This window comes from Micromonospora sp. NPDC049282 (assembly GCF_043197045.1).
GTDB lineage: Bacteria > Actinomycetota > Actinomycetes > Mycobacteriales > Micromonosporaceae > Micromonospora.
On sequence record NZ_JBICSL010000045.1, the window covers coordinates 1 to 1,330 of the forward strand.

Sequence of the window (1,330 nt, forward strand, 5' to 3'; positions counted from 1 at the left end):
TGAGGTTCCCCCGGTAGCTCGGAGGCTTTCGATCATGCTCTGATGGAGCTGAAGGGAGTCATCCGTGGCACCACCGAAGAAGTACCCCGATGAGCTGCGTGAACGTGCGGTGCGTTTGTATCGGGAGTCGGACCCGAAGCCCGTGATCCGCCAGCTGGCCCGCCAGCTTGGGGTGCATCACGAGGCGTTGCGCAACTGGATCCGCCAGGACGAGGCCGACCGCGGTCAGCGGGGCGACCGACCGACGACCTCGGAGGTTGAGGAGCTGCGCCGGCTGCGGTGGGAGAACGCCGAATTGAAGCGGGCCAACGAGATCCTCAAGGCCGCCTCGGCTTTTTTCGCCTCGGAACTCGACCCGACCCGGCGACGGTCATGACGCTCGTCAACGAGCTGAAAGACCGCTTCGGGGTCGAGCCCATCCTCCGGGTCCTCAACGTCGCCGTCTCCACCTACTACGGCTGGCTCGCCCAAGCCGCCAGCCCGTCCTCGCGGCGACGCGAAGATGCGGAACTGGCCGTGGCGGTCGCCGAGATCCACGAGGTCTCCGGCGGCACTTACGGCAGCCCGCGAGTGCACGCCATGCTGCGCCGACACGGCCGTCACGTCGGCCGCAAGCGAGTCGAGCGGTTGATGCGCGACGCCGGCCTGCAAGGCACGTTCCTGCGCAAGAAGTGGCGCATCCCCTCGACCCGGTCGAACCCGAAGGCGACACCCGCTCCGGACCTGGTCAACCGGCAGTTCACCGCCGCGGCGCCGAACCGGCTGTGGGTCGCTGACGCCACCCGCATCCCCTGCGGTGAAGGCGTGTTCTGGCTCGCCGCAGTACGAGATGTCTTCTCCAACCGCATCGTGGGCTGGCGGTGCTCCGACCGCTGCGACACCGACCTGATCCTCGGTGCCCTCGAATACGGCATCTGGTCCCGCGACGTCCGCGACGGCCAACTGATCCACCACTCAGACCGCGGATCGAACTACACGTCCTTCCGCTTCGCCCAACGCCTGGCCGACAACGGCATCCTGCCCTCGATGGGATCGGTCGGCGACAGCTACGACAACGCCCTCATGGAGAACTTCTGGTCCACGCTCAAGATCGAACTGGTCTACCGCAACTCCTGGCGCACCCGCGACGAAGCGGAGAACGCGATCTTCACCTACATCGACGGCTGGTACAACACCCGCCGCATCCAGAAAGACCTCGGCTGGCGATCCCCAGACGAGTACGAAACCACCTGGCACACCCACCAGGCACGGCACGACGAGCCAACTATCGTTCAGCCTGAGCCCACCGGCGCCAGGTAACCAACCCTCCGGCAAACCGGGGGAACCTCAC

At 66.3% G+C, this 1,330-nt stretch carries 2 protein-coding genes; both read left to right on the forward strand.

Annotation, left to right across the window (positions count from 1 at the left end):
- Positions 1-64 precede the first annotated feature (64 nt).
- Complete coding sequence (locus ACGFI2_RS30610) at positions 65-376, forward strand: transposase (protein ID WP_393523669.1); 312 nt, start codon at positions 65-67, stop codon at positions 374-376.
- Complete coding sequence (locus ACGFI2_RS30615; RefSeq protein WP_393523670.1) at positions 373-1,299, forward strand: IS3 family transposase; 927 nt, start codon at positions 373-375, stop codon at positions 1,297-1,299. Before ACGFI2_RS30610 ends, ACGFI2_RS30615 begins: the two co-directional genes overlap by 4 nt.
- Positions 1,300-1,330: the final 31 nt, after the last annotated feature.

Bases quoted from the DNA above. Each gene is read 5' to 3' on its own strand.
- ACGFI2_RS30615 (WP_393523670.1), top strand. From the start codon at position 373: ATGACGCTCGTCAACGAGCTGAAAGACCGCTTCGGGGTCGAGCCCATC.